This is a genomic window from Legionella sp. (genome assembly GCF_049790535.1).
Classification (GTDB): Bacteria; Pseudomonadota; Gammaproteobacteria; order Legionellales; family Legionellaceae; genus Legionella.
The window spans coordinates 54,614-75,891 of record NZ_JBAQZB010000116.1; the positions used below are offsets into that span (position 1 = coordinate 54,614).

Genomic DNA, 21,278 nt, shown 5'->3' on the forward strand with positions numbered 1-21,278 from the left:
GGACAAAAGTAGCTTTACTTTTCGCGGCACTTGTCCGCGAAAAGTAAGTGTCTTGGCATTGCCATCAGTTACCAGCAGCTTTCTTAATGAGTTCTTGTAATGCTTCTTTACTTGCAGCGCCGGGAATAAATGAGGGTTCAGTACCTACTTTAAAGCGGCCATTTGGAGTAGATGCAATGATAAATGCAGGAGTTCCCATCAAGTGTAATTTTTCAGCCAATGCACGATTAGCTTCTAACACTTCCGTAACTTCTTTGCTGTCCATATCTTTTTTGAACTTCTTCATATCCAAACCGAGAGACTTGGCAGAATCCATAATGATCTTATCATTCAAACGCTTATCAACACCAATTAAAGCCATATGCATTGCCTTATATTTACCCTGCATACCCGCAGCTAAAACAGCTTTTGAAGCTAATTCAGAGCTCTTTCCAAAAATTGGAAATTCTTTATAGACTACTCTTAAATCACTGTCTTTCTCAATTAAACTATTAATAATCGGTGACATTTTTTTGCAGTGAACACATTGATAATCAAAAAACTCAACAATTGTCACATTACCTTTTGGGTTACCTGCAACAGTTATTTTGTCATTGAATAATTGATCTGCATTTTCTTTAATTGCAGATTGTGCTTGCTGCTGCATATTTTGTTGTTGTTTTTGTTGTAGAGACTGTGACGCCTCTAATAAGACTTCTGGGTTAGTTACTAAATAATTATGAATTACTTGCTGAACTTCCTTTTTTTGTGCATCTGACAGAGAAGCAGCAGTGTTGTCATCTGCACTAAGCACAGGTGAGACCAAAGATGCTGTCAATGCACCTATTGTTAATAGATTTGTAAATTTCACAGAATTCCCCTTAAATATTTATATAATTATTATCCCAACCCCAAACGGCACCCTAGCATTCACTTGCAAAAAATTCAATAGTTAAAATAACGAGAACTTAAGATTCCACAGCCAAATTAGCATAAGCTAAAACCAACCATTTGATACCATGCTCGCTAAACTTCACCTGAACCCGAGTATGTGCCCCAGTTCCCTCAATTGCCAAGACTACTCCTTGGCCAAATTTCGTGTGCATGACACTTTGTCCTAAAGGCAACCCAGCTTCCTCAGCCTGCGTTTGCGCAATAATGGGTGCCTTACTTCTTGTCACATCAGGAGATTTAAAGCGTGCTTTAACACGAATTTCATCAAGTAATTCCTGGGGTAATTCACGTAAAAATCGAGAGGGGCGATGATATTCTTCACGCCCATATTGACGACGAACTTCAGCATAAGACAAAATCAATTTCTGCATAGCACGAGTCATACCCACATAACACAAACGACGCTCTTCTTCTAAACGTCCTGGCTCTTCAAGGGATTGTTTTCCAGGAAACACTCCTTCTTCCATACCTACCAAAAATACAATTGGAAACTCAAGACCTTTGGCTGCATGCAAAGTCATCAAATGTACCGAGCGTTCATATTCATCAGCTTGCATTTCACCAGCTTCTAATGAGGCATGGGCTAAAAAGGCGTTCACTAAAGGAAGCTCCTCTTCTTCGTCCTGTTCATAACGAAATTGTTTTGCTGCATTGATCAACTCTTGCAAGTTATCAAGACGTGACTCCGACTTATTATCTCCCTTAATCTTACTGAAGTGAGTATACAAACCACTACCCTGAATCACTGTAGAAAGTTGCTCATCTAATTCCATATCTGCTGTGTTACATCGCAACTCGTCAATTAATTCAATAAATTTCGTCAGAGCTGCTCCTGCCCGTTGTGGCATTTCACCTGAGGACACTAATTTTTTTGCCGCCAACCATAAAGAGCATTGTTCTGATTTAGCATATTGACGCACATCATCTAATGTTTTTTCGCCAATACCGCGTGTTGGAAAATTCACCACACGCTCAAAAGCCGTATCATCATCTGGATTAACGAGTAATCGCAAATACGCTAGGGTATCTTTAACTTCGGCACGATCAAAGAACCGCAAACCACCGTAAATTCGATAGGCAATTCCTGCGCGTAATAACGCTTCTTCCAATACACGAGATTGAGCGTTCGAACGATATAAAACAGCAATACCATCAGTGCTCACACCTTGATTAATCTCAATCATAATGCGTTCGCTAACAAAACGTGCTTCTTCCAATTCATTAAATGCACTAAAGACAAGAATTTTCTCGCCGGCACTGCCGGCAGTCCATAAGTCTTTACCCATGCGTGAATTGTTATTTGTAATTAAGGCATTGGCAGCATCAAGTATGGTAGCTGTTGATCGGTAATTTTGTTCCAAACGAATGATTTTCGTGTCTTTGAAATCATGCGAAAATTGTTGAATATTTTCTACTTTAGCTCCACGCCAACCGTAAATAGACTGATCATCATCTCCTACCGCTAAAACTGCCATTTTCTCACCAGCTAGAAGACGTATCCAGGCATATTGAATGGTATTTGTATCTTGAAATTCATCAACCAATATCGCTTGAAAACGTTGGCGATAATGCGTCAGAATTTCAGGATTATCTCGTAATAACTCGTGAGTTCTCAATAATAATTCAGCAAAGTCAATTACTCCGGCAGTACGACAAGCCTCTTCATAAGCAGTATAAATTGCCAGTAATGTTTTACCAGGTCCATAGTGTAATGTATGGACATGTTGCGGACGTATTCCTTCATCTTTACGTCCATTAATAAAAAACTGAGCCTGTTTTATAGGCCATTGTTCTGAATCTAAATTTAAAGCAGCAATTACCCTCTTGATCACTCGTGCCTGATCATCAGAATCTAGAATATGAAATTGCTCAGGTAAATGGGCTTCTTTATAATGTCTACGTAACAAGCGATGGCACAGGCCGTGAAATGTTCCAACCCATAAACCTAGCACAGGCATAGCAAGTAGGTTGTTTAAACGTGTTCGCATTTCACCAGCAGCTTTGTTAGTAAAAGTTACCGCTAAAATTTCATGCGGTGAAATATGCTTTTCTTCAATCAACCAGGCAATACGACTAACTAAAACTTTTGTTTTGCCACTTCCAGCTCCAGCCAAAACCAACGTATTACCCAAAGGCGCAGTAACTGCTTCACGTTGTCGTTCGTTCAAGCCTTTGAGAAGAGCAGCAATAGTCATACATTAATTCCAAAAAAAATAGAGGTGGATATTATCCTCAATTTGGCTGGTAAAAACAAAGGATATGTTATGCTAAGTTTTAGCACATGTAACTAATCTAAAACCTTTTTAAATAAAAAATTTAATGCGCACCTCTCAAAAATTTCTGGATGTGCGTGCAAAGCAGCCCTTGCAATCGTACCACGCCAAGAGCAGAATAAAAGAATTTAACAATAAACTTCACTTTGCAGAAAACAAAGTGCAAAAAAGGCGGTGTGCTATCACACTGCGAAAATAGTCTAATACTAATTCCTAAAGGATTAACATGCATTCACTCTATCCAGCAATTAAACCTTATGCTCAACATGAATTAAAAGTCAGTGAGATACATACACTTTACATTGAAGAAACAGGAAATCCGGAAGGAATACCCGTTATTGTTTTGCACCCCGGTCCTGGAGCCAGTTCATCTGATGGCTATTTACGTCGTTTTTTTGACCCCCAACAATACCGTATTGTTCTTTTTGATCAACGGGGTTGTGGACGTTCTTCCCCCCATTTAGAAATTCGTGAAAATAATACAGCATTATTAATTAATGACATTGATACGATTAGAGATTTTTTAAAATTATCTGAATTTGTTTTATCCGGTAGTGGTTGGGGTTCTTTGTTAGCTTTACTCTATGCACAAAAATTCCCCCAACATATTAAAGCCTTGTTGTTGCATCAGATCTTTTTAGGTAGGAAAAAAGATGTCGACTGGTTTTACAAACAGGGAGCCAATTTAGTCTATCCAGATTATTGGCAAGAATTTATTACTAATGTTCCCGAAAACATGCTTGAAGAAATCCCCCAATATTATGCTCATTGCTTACAAGGGACTAATGAATTAGCTCGCATGAGTGCTGCAAAAAACTGGGCACTGTGGGAGGCTCGTTGTAGCAGTTTACAACCTCATTTATATATTATTGATCAATACAGCGATCCACATTTTGCCTTGGCTCTTGCAACTTTGGAAACCTATTTCATCACAAATAATTTTTTCATAACAGAAAACCAAGTAATGAATAATGTTAACAAAATAAGACATATTCCTACTTATATTGTGCATGGTCGTTTTGACTTGATTACTCCATTGGCGGGTGCATTTGAATTACATCAATCTATCCCCGCATCCAATTTAAGAATTGTCCGCGATGCGGGGCATTCTGATCGGGAATCTGGCATTATTGATGCTCTTATCTATGCCAGCAAAGAAATTTCCAAGCAAAGGCTTGATGCATGCTAGATGCGTTACTCAACCTGGCAGTTTGCAAGAACAATAAACTCGTGTAACATCGTTGCTAAGTTTAATAAGTTAGAAAAATCATGCGCTTAAATTTAATAAGTATCAGTTTGGCAGGAAGCCTTACCTTAGCTGGTTGCTGTGCGACTAAAGGAATAAATCCCGCAGATCCTTATGAGTCATTTAACCGCAAGGTATATAAGTTTAATTCAACATTTGATAAGATTTTTTTAAAGCCACCTGCAAAATTGTATAGGGCTGTTTTACCTGCATTTGTTCGTAAAGGTGTAAATAATTTCTACAATAATCTAGACCTGATTCCTACTGTGGGTAATGATTTGTTGCAAGCTGAGGGAAAATGGGCAATCAGAGACAGTTGGCGCTTTGTCATTAACTCTACCTTAGGTATCGGTGGGCTCTTGGATGTAGGCCAAAAATTTGGTTTACCGCCCCACTCAAATGATTTGGGACTTACTTTAGCTAAATGGGGTGATAAAAATTCACCCTACCTGGTTCTGCCCTTCTTAGGCCCAAGTACTATTCGTGACGGAGCGGGTTGGTTATTCCAATTTGCTCTATATAGCCCCTATGTTTATATCAATGACAATACAGTAATTTTTAGTTTACTGGCTTTACGCTATGTTGATCTGCGTTCGCAACTGTTTGATGCTGAACGCTTGATGGATGAAGCTCTAGATAAATATTCATTTCTTAGGGATGCCTATTTGCAACATCGCAACTACCTTATTTCTGGTGCTGAGCAAGATAATGGTTCTCTTTATATTGAAGATCAACAAGCGGACCAAAAAGCAGCAGCAGCGAACGTTGGTAGCGACTATGTAGATGAGTAGGAGCTATAAAATAGACAAGAGCTCCGGTGTATTCATGAGATCTTGACTCTTGGAGGAAGAACTGATCAAAGATTCCTTTAACCTTGAGCGAGACAAATTTTCTCAAGAGATTGTAAAAAATTACCGGCAATATCCAATCCCGTTTCCGCAGTAATTTCTTGCAAACAGGTTGGACTGGTTACATTGATTTCAGTTAAATAATCTCCAATCACATCAATCCCAACAAAGTACAATCCTTTCGATCTAAGAGTTGGGGCTATTTGCTCACAAATCCAGCGATCACGGCTAGTAATTGGGACAACTTTGCCCCGTGCACCTGCTGCTAAATTACCACGTAATTCCCCTGGTGCGGGGATTCTTGCTAAAGCGTATGGGACAGGTTCGCCGTTAAGGACTAAAATACGTTTGTCGCCACCTGATACAATTTCGGGAATATAACGCTGTGCAATAATAGTTCTTTTTTGATATTCGGTCAGAACTTCTAAAATGACTGACAAATTTTTTCCGTGTTCATCCACATGAAATACCGAGCTCCCCCCCATACCTTCCGCGGGTTTAAAAATGACATTTTGATGCTGCTGCCAAAAAGAACGCAACTTATTCATATCTCGCGAAACAAGTGTTGTAGGGCAACATTGAGGAAAATTCAATGTAAAAAATTTTTCATTAGCATCACGTAAACTTTGTGGTTTATTCACCACAAGAACCCCCTCACATTCGGCAAGCTCCAAAAGATAAGTAGTGTAAATATATTCTGTATTAAATGGCGGGTCTTTACGCATCAAAATAATATCAAACTCACCTAAGGCTTTTTCTCCAAAATCTTTTGTTCGGGCCCAATCAATGCTTTGCAAATCACCAATATTTATATCGGCAACTCGAGCATAAGCTCGGCCTTCTCTACAAAATAAATCGTTTTGAGTAAAATAAACACAAGACCAACCCATCTCTTGTGCTCTTTTTATCAAGGCAACTGTAGTATCTTTATAGGGTTTTAGATAATGTAACGGATCCAGCAATATGGCAAGTTTCATTATTCTTCCTCAATAGCTACGATTTCCCTTGCTGCAGCAAGAGCGGCTAAACGTGCAATAACACCATAAACATAGAAACGATTAGGACAATCCACCACCTCTAATTCATCATCCGGCATATTACAGGCCTGTGCAAACGCTAGTGGCTCAAAATGCATTCCTGGCGCATTCAGATTTTCGTTAAAGCCTCGCTCTTGATGAACTCGATAAAAACCACCAACTACATATTGACCAATCATATAAACTACAGGTTCAGCAACTGCTCCATCAGGCATAGTTTCAAAGGTGTAAACACCTTCTTGAATAAGGACACGATCTACCTTTCGGCTCCCTTTGCTCGCAGACATTTTGGTACGCTGCTTTCGATTTAACATCCTTACTTCATCAGCATCATTTACCATCATAACACTCATACCGTAAGTGCCATTATCCGCTTTAATTACTACAAATGGTTTTTCTTTAATCCCATAGAATGTATATTTGTGCCGCATTAAAGTGAGAACTTTGTCAACTTCTTCTGCTAATTGTTCAATTCCTTCTTGCGCTATAAAATTAACCCCATTGATTGCGCTAAAATAAGGATTGATCAACCATGCATCCATACCGAGTAACTCAGCAAACTCATTTGCCACATCATCAAAAAAACTAAAGTGACTCGATTTTAATCGCCTCGACCAACCCAGTTTGGCTGTAGGTCCGATTTTTTGCTGCAAACCTTGTAAAATTTCAGGAATACCTTGCGACAGATCATTATTTAGCATTAAAAAACAAGGATTAAAATCAGAAAGGCCTATTCGTTCTCCTTGTCTTTGTATTGGTTCAATTAATAGAGTTTCATCATTTTTGAGAACAATTTCAATAGGCTCTTTAAGTTCTGGATCCAGACTCCCAATACGCACTACAAAACCTGCTTTAACTAAAATAGTTCGCAAAACATAAAGACTTTGCATATAAAATTTATTACGAGTATGGTTTTCCGGAAGTAATATAATTCGAGTGCAATCAGGAACGTAATCTGCAAGTACTGATTGTACTGCCTGAATACATAATGGAAGAAATTCTGGATTTAAGTTATTAAATCCAGCGGGAAATAAATTAGTATCAACAGGCGTCAACTTGAACCCCGCCTGACGTAAATCAACTGATGATGTCAATGGCGGCGGCGTTTTCTTCCATTCTTGTCGAAACCATGACTCAATTACTGCAACCTGATTTAAAACAATTTTTTCTACGTGATATAAGGGGCCTGAATTAGCTATAGTTAAATGTGGAACAGGGACTTCATAAGCTTTCATGCTTTTTCTCATATTATTTTTATTCACTGATGTTACCGGTGTTAAGAAAGAAATAAAAGATCTGAACAAATTTCTGTTATTTATTATAGATTCCATTATGATGAATACCAACCCTTGCAAACATTAGCGGATGCATCCAGACATTCGTTCAGTCTGGGGGAAGCTTGTGTATATGTTTGAGACGAAGGGAATAAAAAGAAACCTTTTATAGAGGAATTAAATTTTATGATCAATGAACTGGTAAAACAATTTGCTACACAAATTCAGACTTTTTTCTATATTATTATGTTAATCAACGGAATTTTGCACTTGGTATTTGCTGGAGCCGTAGCTCGCGATGGTGGCAATATGAATAGAATAGGACAAAAAACTATTCTTGTTTCTGCCTCAACTTGGGCATTTGCCACATTAATCGGGGGTGTATTAACTGCAACAATTTACTGGTTATTACACCATTCTTCATTAACAAGACCCATACCGAGAGAAGTTCGTTATGACAAATCTTAATATCAAAACCATCGACGTTCATATGTTAAAAAGTAAAATGGAGCAAAATTCCGACTTATGCGTTATTGATGTGCGGGAAGAGGAAGAATGGCAAATGGGCCATATACCCAAAACATTTCATATCTCTAAAGGCAGCATTACGACACATATCGAAGTTCAAATCCCTGATAAAAATCATTCAATTTATCTGCTTTGCCAAGGAGGAGTTAGATCCTTACATGCAGCACACTCATTAATGAATCTGGGATATCAGGAAGTCTATTCTGTCGAAGGGGGAATCATGGCATGGTCTGCGTTCGGTTATCCTGTTGAATAATATACCTCTCAGGTATATTAGCTATCCGTTCAAGTTAAGATCTTGATTCTTGGAGAAAGGTCAGCTTTGAGTCGATTGGGAACGAAAAAAGCACAGCATACATCAGTATGTGAGCATTGATGTGGAATTTTTTCGCTCCCAATCGGCCAAAGATGGCCTTCCCTACATAATGAAGAAGATCCTGCTGAGTCTCTGCAGGTTCTATGACCTAGCTCTTTTAAAATGGATCAGCAGTAGAAAACAGATGTAGAGAAAAATGAGATGTTTGCTCTAATTTGATATTAACACTCTTTTCTAACGTTCCTATCTTTTTAGTTAACTGTTCAAGAAAATTATTCACATCAAATTTTTCAATTTTTTCCTTACTAAATGGAATAAGGGTTGATAAGCGCCTTCCCTTAAATCTTTTGGATTCTTATACATATATGAGAACATAAATTCTTTTAATGCACTATACATATAACATAAGTCTGAATTAGTGGGTTTATTATTTTCTCTTAAATCTAAAGAAATACTTAATGAACGATAGAGCGTACTTTTGTTAGCATTTGTTAATCACGAGGAAAGATAATTTTGCAACGAACTGTCAGCAGCATATTCATCATAAATAGCTGCATGCACATAAAACTAAACTTCCTCACTAGAATGAAGTTTAAACTAATTAATTACGTCATGATTTTCATTTTTGCTTTTTATTAAATGTAACTACTCAGTCGTTATGTAAAAATATTAGACATTTCTTGAGCCGTAATGAGCAGCTACTATTGAATTTAACACAAAAAACCTTTACCATCCGTGCGAAAATTTGAGTGATGTTATGATGAACAAAAAAGCAATTATAATTGGAATTTCAGGTCCTTCCGCATCAGGTAAAAGTCTTTTTGCCAACACCATAGTTAACGAATTAGGATCAGAACATGTAGTCGTTATTTCCGAAGATGCTTATTATAAAGATAATGGACACCTTCCGTTTGCTGACAGAGAAAAAATAAACTATGATCATCCCGACTCTTTTGATCATGCATTGCTTTGCGAACATTTACGTCAACTTCGTGAAGGAAAATCTGTTGAAATCCCAATTTATTCTCATTCAAATCATCAACGCTTGGCTGAAACAAGAACTGTAGGCAAACACGCGATTATTATTCTGGAAGGTATTTTACTCTTTAGTGATAAAAAGTTACGCGAAATTATGGATATTCGTATTTTTATGTCTACCCCACTTGATGTGTGTCTGACTCGACGCTTAAAAAGAGATGTTGTTGAACGTCACAGAACATTTGAATCGGTTGTTCATCAATACGAAACCACTGTCCGTCCTATGTACTTACAATTTATTGAACCATCAAGTCGTTATGCGGACATCATTGTTCCTCGCGGTGGTGAAAATAGAATTGCTATTGAAATGATCCAAGCTAAAATGCGTGAATTATTAGCATCACACAGTAAATAATTTTAAAAAAAGCAATTAAATCACAGCGCTTAATTAATAAGATAATGAATGTTCTAGGATAATACATAAGGAGAAAACCATGGGTTTTTTAGCGGGTAAAAAAGCACTAATTATTGGTCTGGCAAGCAATAGATCTATTGCTTATGGCATTGCTAAAGCATTTTATGAACAAGGAGCTGAATTAGCATTTACCTATCAAAATGAACGCTTGAAAGACCGCGTACAATCAATGGCGGCCGAATTTAATTCGGCCATGATCTATCCCTGCGATGTTGCTCATGATGAAGAGATTAATACTCTTTTTACTAATCTAAGCAAACATTGGAACAAATTAGATATACTTATTCACTCTGTGGCTTATGCGCCAGCAGATCAAATCAGCGGAGACTTTGTTAGCTCATGTACACGTGAAGGATTTAGAATTGCGCATGATATTAGTGCCTATAGTCTGATTGGCGTGGCACAAGCTGCCTTACCAATGATGGAAGGTACTCAAGGTGCTATTTTAACTTTGAGCTATTATGGTGCTGAAAAAGCAGTTCCTAACTATAATGTTATGGGAGTCGCTAAAGCAAGTTTAGAGGCTTCTGTGCGTTATTTAGCATCAAGTTTGGGTCATAGGGGTTTACGTGTTAATGCTATTTCAGCAGGCCCAATTAAAACTTTGGCTGCTGCAGGTATTAAGGATTTCCGTAAAATTCAAACCGCTTATGCAAACATTACCCCACTACAAAGAAATGTTACTACTGAAGAAGTAGGTAATACTGCTGCATTTTTATGCTCTCATTTAGCCTCAGGCATTACTGGCGAGGTAGTGCATGTTGATGCAGGATATCATGCGGTTTCTACAATGAGTGATTTAGCTTAAATCACTGGTTTTGGGCTGTAAAGTACAGCCCAGCATTAAGAAAAGCTGTTTAAAAAATTTCTCCAGCCTTTTTATATACAGAATCAATAGAGATTAAAGATTCTAACAGCTGTTTCATCTTATCTAAAGGCCAGCTGTTAGGACCATCGCTTAAAGCCTTATCGGGATCAGGATGAGTTTCCATAAAAATACCCGAAATCCCTGCCGCAACTGCCGCACGGGCAAGCACAGGAACAAACTCTCTTTGCCCCCCCGAAACACCGTTATTACCACCAGGCAACTGCACCGAATGAGTTGCATCATAAACAATAGGACATCCAGTATCCCGCATGATAGCTAAAGAACGCATGTCTGAAACTAGGTTATTGTAACCAAAGCTTACTCCACGTTCACAGGCCATAATTTGCTCATTACCCCCTGCTTTTGCTTTGGCAATTACATGCTTCATTTCCCAAGGAGCTAAAAACTGACCTTTCTTGATGTTAACTGGCTTATTCATTGCAGCCACTTGTTGAATGAAGTTTGTTTGTCTGCATAAAAAAGCAGGGGTCTGCAACACATCCACTACACTGGATACTTCAAGTAATGGAGTGTCCTCATGCACATCAGTCAATACTGGCACACCAACCTGTGCCTTTACTTTTTCTAAAATAAGTAGCCCCTTTTCAAATCCTGGGCCGCGATAACTGGATAAAGACGAACGATTTGCTTTATCAAAAGATGATTTGTAGATAAAAGGGATGTTTAATTGACTGCATAGTTCTTTTAAATAACCCGCAGTTTCTATCGCTAATTCTTCGCTTTCAATAACACAAGGACCTGCAATTAAAAATAAAGGTTTGTCCAAACCTATCTCAAATCCACATAATTTCATGCTTTATCCTTATCCTGATGTTTGTTCCGTGCAGCAAGTATAAATTGTTTAAATAGTGGATGACTTTTTCTAGGAGTTGATGTAAATTCGGGATGAAATTGACATGCTAAAAACCAAGGATGATCGGCTAGTTCCACCATTTCAACTAATGTATTATCCGCAGAACGTCCTGAAATAATCAAACCACACTCTACCAAATGTTGAACGTATTTATTATTCATTTCATAACGATGCCGATGACGCTCAATGATTTTCGATTTTTCATAGACCTTACTAGCTAAAGTACCCTCCTCCAATTGGCACAATTGCGCTCCCAAACGCATCGTCCCCCCTAAATTGGTATGCTCATCACGAAATTGTTTGGAGCCATCTGAATCCATCCACTCATTAATTAAACCAAGTACAGGAAAAGGTGTATCTTTATTAAATTCAGTAGAATTTGCTCCAGCAAGACCTGCAACATTTCTGGCAAATTCGATAACTGCGGTTTGCATACCTAAACAAATTCCTAAGAATGGTACCTTGTGTTCACGTGCATATTGAATTGCATTAATCTTGCCTTCAACTCCCCTTTCGCCAAAACCACCTGGAACAAGAATAGCATCGATATTTTCTAATAATTCAGAACCATGCGTTTCAATTAATTCTGCATCCAAATAGATAATTTCAACCTTAGTCTGAGTATGAATTCCTGCATGTAGCAATGCTTCGTTAATTGATTTATAAGCATCATTTAATTCAATGTACTTACCCACCAATGCAACTTTAACAGTCATGGTTTGAATTTTGTGCATATCAACAACACGCTGCCATTCACTAAGATCCGCAGCATTCGCATTAAGTGCTAATTTCTTTACCACTATATCGTCTAACCCTTGCTCATGTAAGATCATTGGGATTTGATAAATACAGGGCGCATCCTCAAGTGGAATTACACCCTCTTTTTCAACATTCGTAAACAGTGCGATTTTTGCTCGATCAGCCATGGATAATGCTCTCTCAGAACGACAAATTAAAATGTCTGGCTGAATACCTATGGAGCGTAATTCTTTTACTGAATGCTGTGTTGGTTTTGTTTTTGTTTCACCTGAAGTAGTAATATAGGGCACTAAGGTTAGATGAATAAATATCGCTCTTTGTGAGCCTAATTCTATCCGCATTTGACGAATCGCTTCAAGAAAGGGCAAAGACTCGATATCGCCTACTGTGCCACCAATTTCAACCATAGCGACATCAAAGCCATCAGCCCCTAGTTTAATGCAACGTTTGATTTCATTTGTGATGTGTGGAATTACCTGAACAGTGCCTCCTAAATAATCCCCTTTGCGCTCTTTTTTAATAACGTTTTCGTAAATCTTGCCAGAGGTAAAATTATTACGTCTGGTCATAATAGTATTTACAAAACGTTCGTAATGTCCTAAATCTAAATCAGTTTCTGCACCATCATTGGTTACAAAAACTTCACCATGTTGGAATGGGCTCATAGTGCCCGGGTCAACGTTAATGTAGGGATCCAGCTTAATTAACGTAACTCTAAGACCGCGTGCCTCAAGGATGGCCGCTAAAGATGCAGCAGTAATACCCTTCCCTAAGGAAGAAACAACACCGCCAGTAATAAAAATAAAATTTGTCATAATTGATCCCGTTCAAAATGCTAAATCCACTAGAGCCTGTTGCCCCTAAACTCACCTAAAGTAAACGGGATTTAATTCTACCAAAATGAAAATAAAAATGACATGAATTTTGAAGGAAAGTGCTAAAATCCCAACTAAAGGAAGGGAAATTTCGTGATTTCCTTCTTTAGTTTATTGCCAAAAAATGACCCATTTTTTCTTTTTTAGTTTTCAAATATCGATGACTTTCCTGAGTCGGCTCTATCTCTAAAGGAACACGCTCAGTTATAGTAACACCATAACGCTTAACTGCATTGATTTTTAATGGATTATTTGTTAACAACCGTATGGCATCAATACCAAAATGCTTCAGTATTTGGTATGCAATTGCATAATCGCGATTATCAACAGGGAGACCCAACTCATTATTTGCATCCACGGTATCTAATCCCTTTTCTTGTAAAGCATAAGCTTTTAACTTATTAGCTAAGCCAATACCTCGTCCTTCCTGACGTAAATAAATTAACACGCCGCCTTCCTGTGCAATCAAAAAAAGAGCCTGTTCTAATTGTTTGCCACAATCACATTTACAAGAACCCAGAATATCGCCCGTAATGCACTCAGAATGAATACGAACTAAAGGTATTTGATTGGCAAATCGTGAGGGTTTTACCAATGCAAAATGCTCCAAAGAATCTAAGTCGTTGGCAAACACTGTCATATTAAAATCCCCTTTATCCTGCAGAGGAATACGTGTTGATGCAGCTTCAATAACCAAAACTTCATGACGAACTCTGTATTCAATTAAATCCTTAATGGCCACCAGTGGAATAGTGTGTTTTTGTGAAAATACTAATAGCTCATCAAATCGACTCATAGTCCCATCTTCATTCATAATCTCACAAATCACCGCAGCTGGAACTAAACCAGCAAGTTTTGCCAGATCAACACTACCTTCCGTTTGGCCCATCCGTTCCAAAACTCCTTTTTTTCTAGCACGTAACGGAAAAACATGCCCTGGAGAAATAATATCCGTGGGCTTACTTTCCGAATTAATTGCCACTTTAATGGTATGCGCTCTATCCTGTGCGGAAATCCCTGTTGAGACGCCCTCCGTTGCTTCAATAGATACAGTAAACGCTGTGCCATAGGGTGATTTATTATTTTGCGCCATCATAGGCAACTGTAATTTATCAACCAATTCTTCAGCCATAGACAAACAAATTAACCCACAACCATAACGAGACATGAAATTAATTGCTTCAGGGGTGGCAAATTCTGCTGCCATAACGAGATCCCCTTCATTTTCTCTATCTTCATCATCGATTAAAATAATCATTTTACCGGCTTTGAGTGTTTCTATTGCCTGTTCTATTGTAGCTAATGAATGCTTCATAATGCGACCTCATTTAATACAAGTGTATATACCCTAGTGTTCTTGCCAATCAATTTCTATGATTATATTGTCACCCATACCATGCCATGACACTGTGTGTGGATAGTCAAATAGCCCACTTTGCTGGTATGCTGAAATGGCATCGTGCTCCAAACATGTGGGAACAAGATACACATAAGTTCGCTGAACTAACCGCTCTTTATGTAAAGTACTAAAAATAGCCCCACCTGCCTCAACCCACACATCATGATATCCCAATTTACCCAAATGCCTAATTACAGCAGCTAAATCCATTAACCCATTTTTCATAGGCATTAAATGAAAACTGCTATTTGAATAGGATACTTCCCGCTTTGCACAATGATATACATGACAATAAGCAGCAGTTGAAAAAATACTTACTTCTTTATTCAATGTAAGTTGCCTGTCAATAATGGCTATTGGCTTTGCTTGTTCTGTAGCAGCTAATCTTACATTCATCCGGGGATTATCCAAAGAAATGGTTCTGGCGCTGGTAAGAATCACGTCAGTAGCCGCGCGCATTTTATGAGTAAATTCCCCGCATAAAGAATTAGATAAAACGACTTGCTCACCAACTGACCGACCAATTTTACCATTTAATGTATGCGCTATTTTAACTGTAACTCTGGGCGTTTTGGTTAAAATCCAATGGGCGTAGCTTTTGTAAAACTCAGTGATCTCTTCCACCGGATAATGAGTTACCTTTATCCCCTGTGCACGCAATTTTTCCGAGGAATTATTTTTAGCAACTACTGGATTTGGATCTGAATAAGCAAAAATAACATGCTCAATGCTACCATGATTAATAATAGCATCAACACAAGGAGGTGTCCTCCCCCAGTGATTACACGGTTCAAGAGAAATATAAAGACTAACCCCTGGTGTTTTAGCTGGGATCTGTGCTAACAATAGTTGTTCAGCATGTGGGGTTCCTGCACCCCTATGGCAGCTCTGTGCTATAATAGTTCCATTTTGCACAGCAACAGCGCCAACACAAGGATTAGGGGCGCAAAAACCTTGCCCAAGGCGGGCTTGTTCGAGAGTTGCGAGCAAAAACTTTTTATGCATTGATTACATTACCTTTAAAATCTGTACGAATGATAACAAATTATTCAATTTTTGAGTAGCCTAATGATTAAATTGAAAATCAAGAAAACTATTTGTTGGCTGTCATTAACTATTATTTTGACCCAACCACTTGCCGCGGAAGGATTATCTCCCTACTCCACCAATGAGCTGGACCAGTTAGAAAAAGAGTTTGTGCAACAAATTAATCAATCAGAAAGTGTAGAACGTAACCCTCTAGCAAGACAATTCATTAATCGTATTGGAAAAAACTTAGCTCAACAGGGACACATTAAAACACCCGATTTTTTTATCGTAAAATCAAATGAAATCAATGCGTTTGCCGGTCCTGGTGGGCATATAGGCATTAACACCCAATTAATTCTCATCACGAGCAACGAAAGTGAGTTAGCTGGAGTAATGGCGCATGAGATCGCGCACGTCCGTTTGCATCATCTTTACAGTGCAATTGAGCATCAAAAACAAATGCGTATTCCCATGCTCGCCTCTTTGCTTGCTTCAGTTGCTTTAGGCGTCATCAATCCTACATTAGGTATGGGAGCTATAATGGGTTCATTATCTGGATTTTCGCAAGATACTATTAATTTTACACGCTCAAAAGAAAAAGAAGCAGACCGAATTGGTATTGATATGCTGATTAAAGCAGGCTACAACCCGCACAGTATGGCTGCCTTTTTTCAGAAAATGCAGGAAAATACTCGTTATTACTATACAGCGCATATACCAGCCATTTTACGTAGCCATCCCTTAGATTCAGATCGAATTGCTGAAGCACAGAACCGTACAACACGCTTTGCGAAAAAAAATTATTCTGACTCCTTGGATTATGCTTTAGTTAAAGAAATCATTCGCACCGATGTATCACGAGATCCCAGGACCTTACTAGAATACTACGAACGTCAATGTCCTAAAATAAGTCCACCTACAGCCTGTCAATACGGTCATGCGCTGACTTTATTAAATACCAATAATTTTACTAAGGCACGCGAACTGCTGACACCGTTAGTAATACAAAAAAATAACCTTTATTTTCAAATTGCTATGGCCCAAGCAGAAACAGGATTATCTCAATACCAGACAGCGCTTTCTCGACTAGCAGAAATGCAAATTAATTACCCTGATAGTTACGCCGTGCTTATGGCTTATTCGCAAGCGTTATTAGCGGCCAATCAAAATGAAAAGGCCGTCAGCATTTTGCTTAAAGGCAGCAGACAATACAAACAAGACCTGTCACTTTGTAAGGAATTAGCTCGAGCACAAGCAAAAATAAACCAAAAAGGCTATGCCTATTTTACGCAAGCTCAGTGCTTAATACTTGAAGGACAAAAAAGAGCAGCGGTGGCTCAATTAAAAGTCGCCCGCAGTATTGCGAAAGACGATAAATATTTGCAAGCGAGAATTTCTGCAAAGATTGAAGAAATTATGAATTAATCTCTCTCACCTTGACTTTATTTAAATTAATCGCGAAAATTTTCATACTGTAATGGTAACTTCAAATCAGATTTTTTTAACAGCGCAATTGCCTCTTGCAAATCATCTCGTTTTTTTCCCGTAATGCGAACCTTATCTCCTTGAATAGAACTTTGCACTTTCAACTTAGCTTCTTTTAATAGCTTCACAATTTCTTTTGCTGTGGGTTGATCAATGCCTTGTTTAAAAGTCATATTTAAAGAATAGAATTTCCCACTATGCAGCGGCTCATCCTCTATATCTGCTCCTGAAGCATCAAGTGAACGCTTGGTGCAATGAGTACGAAACAAGTCTTCCAATTGTCTTACCTGAAAATCAGACTCTGAACGTAAAGTCACAGTAAGTTCTTTGAGATCTATGCTGGATTCCACACCTCGAAAATCGAAGCGAGTTCCCATCTCACGCACTGCATTATCTACTGCATTGCGTAATTCAACTTCACTGGTCTCTGAAACAATATCAAAAGATGGCATAAAATTCCCATTTAAATTAAAAAACATAATTTAACAAAAAAAAGGAGGCTTAACCACTTTTATCACCTCAACCACCCTACAGACCTCTTTCCAACTTGTGTGAATTCTTTTTTAGAGTCAAATAAAGTCCAAAATGAATGTATAAAGATAATGGATAAATGACTCAATTCAATTTTTTTACTTTGAAGAAATGCTTTAACAAAACAATAAATAAAGAACTGTCCCTGATTCAATCTGAGAACTCTTCCCAAAGCTTATCCATTATGAGTATTCACCATACAAGTGACAAATCATTGTAGAAACAGGAAAGTATCATACGATTAGTTATGGTCGTGATTTGCAAGGAAAGCCCTTTATCTAATAGTTCCTTTTGGCGTGGAGTTAGAGCACTTTAAAAGTAGCCATTTAGAGAGAGGTCTCTTTTTTAAATCAAATAAACCAGCAGCTTTCTCTATATTTATAATAAGCTGCTGGTACGTAACTTGGGAAGCATTAAAGAACAAAAGAAGTTATTTCATCAAATGAAATAAACCTCTACTAGTAAAAATAATCCTATAAGTAGAGCGATGATGCCAGTAATAGTAAATAATGCTGGTTTAGCTGCTAACTCATCCCAAATTTGATAAACGAACGCTGGGTAAAATAATCTGATGATTCCATTAATCAAAACAAGCCAACTTATTATTGTAATAATTACTGGCCATCCCATAACCCATAAATTGTGACTAACAACCATTAACAAACCAAAAATTAGGGTGATAAACGCCAAAGCTAATAATATTCCAGGTCGAGTGACCATATCATTCATTACTGATATAACTATCTCTCGTCTGCTAATTAAAAAAATACCCATAATTACTAAATACCAACCTAAAACGGTTGCTAAAAAATAGGTAATCATCATGATAATACTCCTGTCAATGTCATTATTTAAATTATAGTTCAGTATTCTTTATTTATTGTTTAAATAATTGGCAATTAGTACGCTGAACAACTAGAATTATTAAAGAAGAGTTGTATCAGAGGATCCCCCCAAATGAACGATAAATACACTGCAATTGTATATACTGGCAAGGAGCTGTTGGCAAAACAAGTTGGAAATAATATTGATGAACTTTATGCATGGATGCTCATACAAGGATCAGGGAATTTCGCGGATATCCACGGCGAAGTCATTGATAATAAAAGCAAAAAGATAGTCAAAACCTTCCGTAAATCCAGCATAGAATAAAAAGTAATCAATTAATAAATAATTATTTGTGCAAATTAAAAGCAATTAAAAAATAAATCACTATAATTAAATGGTAGGAAAAAAGTAACCAAGGAGAATGTAATGAATACAATGACATTATGTTTTGCAAAATCATTACGCACTATGCTTATAATAAGCATTTTAGGTTTCATGGCCAGTTATATACCTGTTGCCAATGCAGCCCAAGGTTGCGGTTATGGCTTTCATAGAAATATGCATGGTCGATGCGTGCTAAATCACCCAGGACCACGAGCTACTCCAGCTCCATATCACCGAGGCTGTTGGAGAAATGCTTGGGGCCAATTACGTTGTTACAGATAATTAGTCCAATGGACTCTTACTAAATTGAAGAAGGACTAAAGGTGAAAGTCTTCGAAGTACAGTTGATAATTTAGAATGAGTCCATTAATTTTCTTTTAAATGTAGGAAGATGTTAACTCTATTGATCTTTCTAGCTGCTGAGGAACTAAAAACAGAGTTATGCGCTAACGTTGCAGGTATCTGTCAAAAAGTAAGTTGCCGTCGCTCAATCTAAGCAAAAAATTATTTTTCAAAGTCTAAAATCATCCTGATTTGGATAAATACACTGATGAAACAATTAACACCTTGATTTATCAGTTCTCTTTAACCGCTTAAAAAGATAACGTCGAGTTAAATTAAGCTTATTAAATAATTTGCGAATACTATCAAATTATTTGATAATTGATAGGTTATTAAAAGCGTGTATAATTCTCTTGATTTTTTATCAAAAATAGACAAAAATGAACAAATAATTGACATCGGGCCATTTTTTGCTTTGCTAAAAAATGAACTTAGTATTTTAGAGATGAACATTGTTTTTCATCATCCTAATCAACAATGTGAGAAATAAACAGCTTGTGAATAAGAGTAAGTCAAAAGAAACGAAACCCTTAAAAGATAGTGGTTACAGTCGTCGATTGAAAGACCGCCATGTTCAACTAATAGCTCTTGGTGGAATTATCGGCTCCGGTTATTTTTTAGGCACTGGCGAGGTAATTAATCTCGTAGGACCGGCGGTATTTATAGCCTATATGCTCGGTGGTTTAATTATTTTTTTAACGATGTTGTGTATGGGTGAACTCGCTGTTGCAATACCCATTTCAGGCTCTTTTGTAACCTACACAGCTGATTTTATCTCTCCATCAATTGCTTGTGGCGTTGGTTGGTCCTACTGGATCAGTTGGGTAGCCTATATTCCTGCCGAATGTGTTGCGGGAGGTATTATCATGGAAATGTTTACAGGGATCAACGGCTATCTTTGCGCCATTTGTTTTGGTTTATTAATTACCTACATTAATCTCGCTAAGGTAGATACCTTTGGTGAAATCGAGTTCTGGCTAGCACTAATTAAAATTCTGGCATTGTTTGGATTTGTTGTTTTGGCCATTTTAATTTTCTTTGGCGTGATTAATGGTAGCGAACCCTCTGGAATTATCGGTAGTACCTATATTTTAGGTGATGGTGGCCTTCTTCCTAATGGATTCATGTCCTTATTAACAGCTATGGTTCTCTTATTGGTCAACTATCAGGGCTCTGAAATCATTGGTCTTGCTGCTGGAGAATCGGAAAATCCCGCGCGCATGATTCCACATGCCATCCGCAATGTGACCTTTAGAATTCTTTTTATTTATATCATTCCAGTATTTTTTCTGGTTTTGATTTTCCCGTGGCAAAAGGCAGGTTTATCCAACTCTGTATTTGCTGATGCGCTCAATTTATATGGTTTAAAGTGGGCAGGAGCAGTAACCAGCTTTGTTACCCTGAGTGCTACCTTATCCTGTGCTAACTCTGGATTTTATGGCACCGTACGCGCGCTTAATGCTCTTGCCCGCGATGGTATGGCACCTCATACCTTTGCTCGATTTAATCAAAATTCAATTCCTCAAAATGCGGTAATTGCCACCTTGATTATGATATGGATTCTTTTAGGTGTAGGGTATTTTTTTGGTCAAACACAGCTCTATATTGCGTTACTTTTAGTCTCTGGTTTTACAGGTACTCTCGCTTGGATTTCTTTATGTATCTCACAAATTAGATTTAGAAACAGATTATACCAGGCTGGCTATACTACAGCGAATCTGCGCTATGTAACACCCTACTCGCCTTATACAGGAATATTGGCAATAGTGCTCATGTGTTTTGCCTTGTTTTTCTTAGTATTAAATAAAGATCCTACCTACAAGTTGGCATTCTATATTGGCCTGGTGAGTTTTCTGGTTCCTATCGCAATCTATACGATGCTAGACTTTTCGAAAAAAAGACACAAAGCATTGCAACTTAAAACACGAATTAAATTCCAGGATCTATTTCCTCCAGTGTAATTTGAGACTCTTGAAGGAAGGTCATCTTTCGGTCG

20 protein-coding genes and 1 pseudogene are annotated in these 21,278 nt (G+C 37.8%); 10 read left to right on the plus strand and 11 right to left on the minus strand.

Annotated elements, in window-relative coordinates; translation table 11 throughout:
* Nucleotides 1-64: 64 nt before the first annotated feature.
* Both WA877_RS07250 and uvrD read right to left on the minus strand, forming a co-directional pair.
* On the minus strand, nt 65-850 hold the full coding sequence (locus WA877_RS07250) for a DsbA family protein (protein WP_425170249.1): 786 nt from the start codon (nt 848-850) through the stop codon (nt 65-67).
* A 97-nt stretch (nt 851-947) separates the two neighbouring features.
* Nucleotides 948-3,128 (minus strand): DNA helicase II, encoded by a 2,181-nt coding sequence (gene uvrD, locus WA877_RS07255; RefSeq protein WP_425170250.1) that lies wholly within the window; start codon nt 3,126-3,128, stop codon nt 948-950.
* A 304-nt stretch (nt 3,129-3,432) separates the two neighbouring features.
* On the opposite strand from uvrD, the gene pip reads away from it, so the two are divergent.
* Together pip and WA877_RS07265 are read left to right on the plus strand one after the other, a co-directional pair.
* Nucleotides 3,433-4,395 carry a prolyl aminopeptidase gene (pip, locus tag WA877_RS07260; protein ID WP_425170251.1) on the plus strand — a complete coding sequence of 321 codons (963 nt, stop codon included), beginning with the start codon at nt 3,433-3,435 and terminating at the stop codon, nt 4,393-4,395.
* Nucleotides 4,396-4,475: 80 nt separating this feature from the next.
* On the plus strand, nt 4,476-5,243 hold the full coding sequence (locus WA877_RS07265) for an MlaA family lipoprotein (RefSeq protein ID WP_425170252.1): 768 nt from the start codon (nt 4,476-4,478) through the stop codon (nt 5,241-5,243).
* A 77-nt stretch (nt 5,244-5,320) separates the two neighbouring features.
* Here WA877_RS07265 and gshB read toward each other — a convergent pair whose 3' ends face one another.
* Nucleotides 5,321-6,277: a glutathione synthase gene (gene gshB, locus WA877_RS07270; RefSeq protein ID WP_425170253.1), complete on the minus strand. Its 957-nt coding sequence runs from the start codon at nt 6,275-6,277 to the stop codon at nt 5,321-5,323.
* On the minus strand, nt 6,277-7,572 hold the full coding sequence (gene gshA / locus WA877_RS07275) for a glutamate--cysteine ligase (protein ID WP_425170254.1): 1,296 nt from the start codon (nt 7,570-7,572) through the stop codon (nt 6,277-6,279). The genes gshB and gshA overlap by 1 nt, the downstream gene beginning before the upstream one ends.
* Before the next feature lie 225 nt (nt 7,573-7,797).
* Here gshA and WA877_RS07280 point away from each other — a divergent pair, with 225 nt between their 5' ends.
* The gene (locus WA877_RS07280) at nt 7,798-8,079 is read left to right on the plus strand and encodes a hypothetical protein (protein WP_425170255.1); all 282 of its coding nucleotides are present in this window, start codon (nt 7,798-7,800) and stop codon (nt 8,077-8,079) included.
* Complete coding sequence (locus WA877_RS07285) at nt 8,066-8,395, plus strand: rhodanese-like domain-containing protein (protein ID WP_425170256.1); 330 nt, start codon at nt 8,066-8,068, stop codon at nt 8,393-8,395. The genes WA877_RS07280 and WA877_RS07285 overlap by 14 nt, the downstream gene beginning before the upstream one ends.
* Before the next feature lie 336 nt (nt 8,396-8,731).
* On the opposite strand, the pseudogene WA877_RS07290 reads toward WA877_RS07285, so the two are convergent.
* A pseudogene (locus tag WA877_RS07290) lies at nt 8,732-8,932 on the minus strand (hypothetical protein); the annotation flags it as partial.
* A 283-nt stretch (nt 8,933-9,215) separates the two neighbouring features.
* On the opposite strand from WA877_RS07290, the gene udk reads away from it, so the two are divergent.
* Together udk and WA877_RS07300 are read left to right on the plus strand one after the other, a co-directional pair.
* The gene (udk, locus tag WA877_RS07295) at nt 9,216-9,848 is read left to right on the plus strand and encodes a uridine kinase (RefSeq protein WP_425170276.1); all 633 of its coding nucleotides are present in this window, start codon (nt 9,216-9,218) and stop codon (nt 9,846-9,848) included.
* Between the two features lie 79 nt (nt 9,849-9,927).
* Nucleotides 9,928-10,716: an enoyl-ACP reductase FabI gene (locus WA877_RS07300; protein ID WP_425170257.1), complete on the plus strand. Its 789-nt coding sequence runs from the start codon at nt 9,928-9,930 to the stop codon at nt 10,714-10,716.
* A 49-nt stretch (nt 10,717-10,765) separates the two neighbouring features.
* Here the strand turns inward: WA877_RS07300 and kdsA are convergent, their stop codons facing one another.
* The 4 genes from kdsA to ribD form a co-directional block, all read right to left on the minus strand.
* On the minus strand, nt 10,766-11,590 hold the full coding sequence (gene kdsA / locus WA877_RS07305) for a 3-deoxy-8-phosphooctulonate synthase (protein WP_425170258.1): 825 nt from the start codon (nt 11,588-11,590) through the stop codon (nt 10,766-10,768).
* Entirely contained in the window at nt 11,587-13,224 is a 1,638-nt protein-coding gene (locus WA877_RS07310; protein WP_425170259.1) for a CTP synthase, read from the minus strand. The genes kdsA and WA877_RS07310 overlap by 4 nt, the downstream gene beginning before the upstream one ends.
* 166 nt (nt 13,225-13,390) lie before the next feature.
* Entirely contained in the window at nt 13,391-14,599 is a 1,209-nt protein-coding gene (ribB, locus tag WA877_RS07315; RefSeq protein WP_425170260.1) for a 3,4-dihydroxy-2-butanone-4-phosphate synthase, read from the minus strand.
* Nucleotides 14,600-14,632: 33 nt separating this feature from the next.
* On the minus strand, nt 14,633-15,688 hold the full coding sequence (ribD, locus tag WA877_RS07320) for a bifunctional diaminohydroxyphosphoribosylaminopyrimidine deaminase/5-amino-6-(5-phosphoribosylamino)uracil reductase RibD (RefSeq protein WP_425170261.1): 1,056 nt from the start codon (nt 15,686-15,688) through the stop codon (nt 14,633-14,635).
* Nucleotides 15,689-15,751: 63 nt separating this feature from the next.
* On the opposite strand from ribD, the gene WA877_RS07325 reads away from it, so the two are divergent.
* Nucleotides 15,752-17,137: a M48 family metalloprotease gene (locus tag WA877_RS07325; protein ID WP_425170262.1), complete on the plus strand. Its 1,386-nt coding sequence runs from the start codon at nt 15,752-15,754 to the stop codon at nt 17,135-17,137.
* 26 nt (nt 17,138-17,163) lie between these two features.
* Here WA877_RS07325 and WA877_RS07330 read toward each other — a convergent pair whose 3' ends face one another.
* On the minus strand, nt 17,164-17,649 hold the full coding sequence (locus tag WA877_RS07330) for a YajQ family cyclic di-GMP-binding protein (protein ID WP_425170263.1): 486 nt from the start codon (nt 17,647-17,649) through the stop codon (nt 17,164-17,166).
* Between the two features lie 517 nt (nt 17,650-18,166).
* Complete coding sequence (locus WA877_RS07335) at nt 18,167-18,550, minus strand: hypothetical protein (protein ID WP_425170277.1); 384 nt, start codon at nt 18,548-18,550, stop codon at nt 18,167-18,169.
* Between the two features lie 135 nt (nt 18,551-18,685).
* On the opposite strand from WA877_RS07335, the gene WA877_RS07340 reads away from it, so the two are divergent.
* The 3 genes from WA877_RS07340 (at nt 18,686) to WA877_RS07350 (ending at nt 21,243) form a co-directional block, all read left to right on the plus strand.
* Complete coding sequence (locus tag WA877_RS07340; protein ID WP_425170264.1) at nt 18,686-18,880, plus strand: hypothetical protein; 195 nt, start codon at nt 18,686-18,688, stop codon at nt 18,878-18,880.
* Nucleotides 18,881-18,982: 102 nt separating this feature from the next.
* Nucleotides 18,983-19,222 (plus strand): GCG_CRPN prefix-to-repeats domain-containing protein, encoded by a 240-nt coding sequence (locus WA877_RS07345; RefSeq protein ID WP_425170265.1) that lies wholly within the window; start codon nt 18,983-18,985, stop codon nt 19,220-19,222.
* Nucleotides 19,223-19,779: 557 nt separating this feature from the next.
* A complete protein-coding gene (locus tag WA877_RS07350) occupies nt 19,780-21,243 on the plus strand; it encodes an amino acid permease (protein ID WP_425170266.1) in 1,464 nt (487 codons plus the stop codon).
* Nucleotides 21,244-21,278: the final 35 nt, after the last annotated feature.